The sequence below is a fragment of the Acidocella sp. genome (assembly GCF_028687955.1).
GTDB lineage: Bacteria > Pseudomonadota > Alphaproteobacteria > Acetobacterales > Acetobacteraceae > Acidocella.
Genome location: NZ_JAQTZC010000026.1, coordinates 22,129 through 26,963, shown reverse-complemented (window position 1 = coordinate 26,963; position 4,835 = coordinate 22,129). Strand labels below are relative to the sequence as shown.

The 4,835-nt window shown below is 66.4% G+C and carries 5 protein-coding genes; all 5 read right to left on the bottom strand.

Annotated elements, in window-relative coordinates; genetic code table 11:
• Positions 1-117: 117 nt before the first annotated feature.
• Positions 118-657 (bottom strand): hypothetical protein, encoded by a 540-nt coding sequence (locus PHE40_RS05280; RefSeq protein WP_299959046.1) that lies wholly within the window; start codon positions 655-657, stop codon positions 118-120.
• A gap of 66 nt (positions 658-723) precedes the next feature.
• A complete protein-coding gene (locus tag PHE40_RS05275) occupies positions 724-1,335 on the bottom strand; it encodes an endonuclease/exonuclease/phosphatase family protein (RefSeq protein WP_299959043.1) in 612 nt (203 codons plus the stop codon).
• On the bottom strand, positions 1,319-2,734 hold the full coding sequence (locus PHE40_RS05270; RefSeq protein WP_299959040.1) for a phosphatidylserine/phosphatidylglycerophosphate/cardiolipin synthase family protein: 1,416 nt from the start codon (positions 2,732-2,734) through the stop codon (positions 1,319-1,321). The genes PHE40_RS05275 and PHE40_RS05270 overlap by 17 nt, the downstream gene beginning before the upstream one ends.
• A 22-nt stretch (positions 2,735-2,756) precedes the next feature.
• A complete protein-coding gene (locus tag PHE40_RS05265; RefSeq protein ID WP_299959038.1) occupies positions 2,757-3,275 on the bottom strand; it encodes a hypothetical protein in 519 nt (172 codons plus the stop codon).
• Positions 3,276-3,346: 71 nt separating this feature from the next.
• Positions 3,347-4,675, bottom strand: a complete 1,329-nt coding sequence (locus PHE40_RS05260; RefSeq protein ID WP_299959035.1) for an NRAMP family divalent metal transporter — start codon at positions 4,673-4,675, stop codon at positions 3,347-3,349.
• Positions 4,676-4,835: the final 160 nt, after the last annotated feature.

Sequence of the window (4,835 nt, the reverse complement as noted above, 5' to 3'; positions counted from 1 at the left end):
ATAAGCTCTTGATTTTGCGCGCGGCCGCCCCACCAGCCCCGCGCGCATACCAGTCAGCCTTAAGGCTGACTGGTATAATTCAGAGCCCGCAGGCATTCCCAGCCTGAGCACGGGGCTTCAGCCCCGCCGCCTGAACCCCAGCTTCATCGCCAACACCTGGCGGATCGCGGCAAAGCGCAGCACAACCCCGGCCCGGCTGCGCCGCAACAGGCGCATCGCCAACTCCCGGCCCGGCCTGATTGTCTCCAGCACCCAATCGCGCCCGCGCAGCGCCTGCCGGTGCACCATGGCGAACCAGCGGATGGAGAGCAGCTTGCGCTCGCAGCTCTGGTAGATCCAGACCACCATCAGCGTGGCGCTGCCTTTAATCACGATCCCCGCCAGCATCGCGGCCGCCCACTCCCCGCGCGTGATCAGATAAGCCGCCCAGAACCCGCCGATATGGCTTAAAATTTCGGGCACCAGAAACAGCGGCAGAATAACCGGGGCGGGCAAGGCCACAAGCTGCTTCTGCACGGCCTTTACCGGCCAGGTCCGCGAAACCTGCCGCAGCAGCGCCGTGGCCCCGTTCCAGAAAATCTCCTCGATGATCACATATAGCAGGGCAGGGGGCAGCAGCAGCACATCCCGCAGCTGCCTTACCCATTTGCGCCGCATCAACCCATTTTTCCGGAAAGCCCGCCGCGCATCACTCATGTGTGTTTGTAGCCCATGCCGGGGTGCTCAACCAGATGCCAGCACAACCAGCAGTGGCCGGTGGTCGGAAGCCCCTTGCTCCAGAACCTCCGCTCTGGTGCAGCGCAACCCGCGCACGAAGCAGCGGTCCAGCCGCAGCGGCAGCACGCCGCTCATCCGGTGCGTCGCAATGCGTGCGCCCACATCCTCAAACCCCGGCAGCAGCGGCGCGCCCAGCAGGTTGCAGTCGCCCAGAATCGCCGCCTGGGGCGGCAGCACGCCCGCAATGCGGCGCAACTGCCGCCGGTTGAGCAACTGCCCGTGCGAGAGATGCACATTGGCGACGCTGAAACCGCCGAGGTCGAGTATCTGGCACACCCGCCGCACCAGCATGCCGCGCTGCAAGGCCAAACTCCCCGCCGGCGCATGAAACGGGCGCTTGCTCCAGGCCGCCAGCCCATGGTGGCGCCCCGGCAGCGCCACGCGCGCATAATGCCCGCCCAGCTGCTCCGGCAGCTCGTCGATCCCCGCCGCTGCCTCCTGCATCAGGCATAAATCAGGGTCGTGGCGCTCGATCAGCGTGCGCACATGCGCGGCCTCGGCCCCCACTGAATGCAGCAGATTCCAGCTGATGATCCTGAACTCAGCGGGCGGCGTCATTCCGGCTCGTCCACCATAGCCTCACCCCCCGCAGCACCAGCCCCACGCCGGGCCACAGCGCGAAGACCGCGACCACCCAAGCGACCAGCCGCGGCAAAAACACCGCCATGGCCCCGAGCAGCAGCAGCACTAGGCCACCGCCCAGCACCACGAGTGATTCCGTGGGGTCAAGCTGGCGCCGCCGGGTGAAGGAGGCGCTCAGCGTGCTGCCCAGGCCGATGGCGCCCGAGAGCAGCCGCCCGGCCTTGGCGGGGGTGCGCTCCTGCGCATGGCCATCGGGCGCCACCGGCCTTGGTATGCCGCTGCGCCCGCGCGCCAGCACCACCTCGGTCGCGTTGGTCATGTCCGCCTCGTACATCGCCTCCATCTGGGCTGCCAGCGCATAGTCCTTTATGGTCACGTCCAGTTCCCGGTTGGTAATCCAGCTTGCCAGGTTGGAGTTGCTGGACCCGATCCGGCTCCAGCAGCTATCCGCCACGGCGGTTTTGGCGTGCAGCATCGGCCCGTTCCACTCAAACACCCGCACCCCCGCCTGCAGCAGCGGGCGGTAGGCTGATTTCGAGAGCGCCCCCACCAGCGGCCAGTCGCTGGAGCCGGGCACCAGCAGGCGCACATCCACCCCCCCGCGCGCCGCCCCGGCCAGGGCGCGCACATAGGCGGTGGTGGCGACAAAATACCCATCCGTCAGCCAGAGCCTGCGCTCCGCGATCTCCGCGATGAGCTGCTCCAGCCGGTACAGCCCCAGGCTATCGGGCCGCCCCGCGATCACGGATACTTCCACCCCGCCCGGCCGTGCGGCGGCACCCGGCTCGGCCTCCACATCGCGTTGCGGCAGCCCGGAGGCGGCCTCCCAGCTATCCACGAACGCGGCTTCCACATAAGCCACCGCCGGCCCCTTGATCGCCACCGCCGTATCGCGCCATGGCGGCATGGCGCGCGCCGCATCGCCGTACCAATCATTGCCGATGCACAAACCGCCGGTAAAGGCGCTCTCCCCGTCCACGCACAGCACCTTGCGGTGGTCCCGGCTGATCCAGCGCAACGGATGCAGCGGGTGCGGCGGATTATACACCCGCACCCTCACCCCGCCCGCGCGCAAGCGCTGCCAGAAGTCCGCGCGGGTCCGGCGCAAGCAGCCGAGCCAGTCATACAGCACCCGCACCGCCACACCGCGCCCCGCCGCGGCGATCAGCGCCTGGGCGAACGCAGCGCCCATGGCGTCGTCTTGGATGATGTAATTCTCCAGCCAGACATAACGCTTCGCCGCCCCGATCGCCTCTAGCCAGGCGCCGAATGTCTCCGGCCCGTCGCGCAGCAGCCGCACCTGGTTCCCCGCCGCATGCCGCGCCTCGGCGACACGGCGGAAATCCTCGGCCAGCAACGCGTCAAGCAGCTCCATGCTTCACTTTCCGGCCGCCCGTTCAGGCGGGCATTTCATGCACATGCACATCATGGCCGCCCTGCGCGCGCAAAATCTCCAGCGCCGTCTCCTCCAGGGCCGCATCGCGCAGGCTCACCCACAGCACCAGCCCGCCGTGTTCCAGCTGCTCCTTCACCCGCGTGGCATAATGCTGGTGGATCAATCCGCCCAGCGCGGCGCCCAGCACAAACCCGCCGCCCGCCGCGATTACCGCCGGCAAGGCCACGGTGGCGCCGGTGAACATCAGCCCGCCGATGGCGGCCAGCGCGGGCGCGGGCAGATAGGTGGCCTCCAGCCGCGAGATTCGCGAATAAAACGTATCGCGTGGCGCCGCCGGATCGTCCTCGACCTCCTTGACGAGCTGATAACGGTGGCCAAGCTTTTGCTCCACCGCCTCCTCGCTGGCCAGCAGTGAGAACGCCGCGCGGTCAAACCCATGCGTTTCCAGTGTGAACACCGCCGCGTCGAGCGTCTCGGCGGAATCAAATACGGCGACGGCTTCCCGGTAAGTGGCTGACATGTTGTTGTCCCTCCTGTGTGGTTCCGCTGCCCCGACACTGCGCCCGTTTCCCGCCCAAGCAAACCCCGCTTTCAGGGCAGTAATGTGGCGAACATTCCCAGCGCGCACAGCCCCATGATGGCAAAGGTCAGCCACACCAGCGTCCGCGATACCGGGCCGCCCCGGTTTGCCCCCAGAATCTCCCGGCTGGCATTGATCCGCGCGATCATGAACAACAGCGGCACCGCGGCGATGCCGTTGAACACGGCGGTGAACACCAGCGCCTTCATCGGGTTGATCCGCGTGAAATTCAGCAGCAGCCCGACCCCGGTTGAAACGATGATGACCCCGTAAAATCCTCGCGCCTCGCCAAACTTGCGCGATAATCCCTCCCGCCACTGAAATGCCTCGGCCATCGCATAGGCCGCGGAGCCAGCCAGCACCGGAATAGCGAGCAGCCCCAGGCCAACCACCCCCACGGCGAATAAATCGCGCGCCACCTGGCCGGAGTTGGGGAAAGAGCGCACCAGCGGCTCCAGCGCCGCCGCCGCGTCGGCCGCCGTGGCGATATTCGTGATTCCATGGCGAAACAGCACCGAACCGGTGGTGATAATGATGAACCACTGCGCCAGCTCGGCGAAGACCATGCCAACCGCGGTATCGATGCGCATATTGCTGAGAAAATCCCAGGGCAGCCGGGGTTGTCCGTCGTCCCCGCTCGGCACCCCCTGGGCGATTTCCTCCTCGACTTCCTCGGATGCCTGCCAGAAAAACATATATGGCGAGATCGAGGTGCCGAACACGCCGGTGACGATGAAGAGAAACTGAAACGTGAATTCCACATGCGCAATCACGGTGGCGCGCAAAATCTCAGCCCACGGCTCGCGGATCATGAAAGCCGTGGCCGGATAGGCCAGCAGCGCCAGCGCCAGCCATTTCAGCGCCTTCGCATAGGTTTTATAGCTGATCTGCACCTCCAGCGTCACCACGATCACCGTGGTCAGCACCGTGAACACCCAGAGCGGCGCGGGCACCACCAGCTGCGAGGCCGCCGCCACCGCGCCAATATCCGCGCCGATGTTGATGGTATTGGCCACCACCACGAGCAGCACCATCACAACCAGGATGGGGCGGCTGTAATGCTGGCGGATCACCCCGGCCAGGCCCTGGCCAGTCACCGAGCCGATCCGCGCGCAGCATTCCTGCACCGCCACCATCAGCGGTATCTGGTAAAGCGCCGTCCAGAGCTGGCCAAAGCCAAACTGCGCGCCGGTCTGGGAATAGGTGGCGATGCCGGAGGGATCATCATCCGCCGCGCCGGTGATCACCCCCGGCCCCAGCAGCTTGATGAACCGCCGGAGAGCGCCCGCGGGGCGGGGGGCCTCGGGCGGCGTATTGGGTGTTTTGGTGAATTGGTGCATAGGCCCCCCGCAATCTGTCCGGATGCAAGCGGTTAGACTGCAATCGGGCTGATCAGTCCACCATCAGCGGGCACCCGCGGCTGAAAGTTCATCGGACCAGCGCGTTTTGCCGGGCATTTTATACCAGCCTGCCAAGAGCTTGACTCTCTGGGTTTGGTGG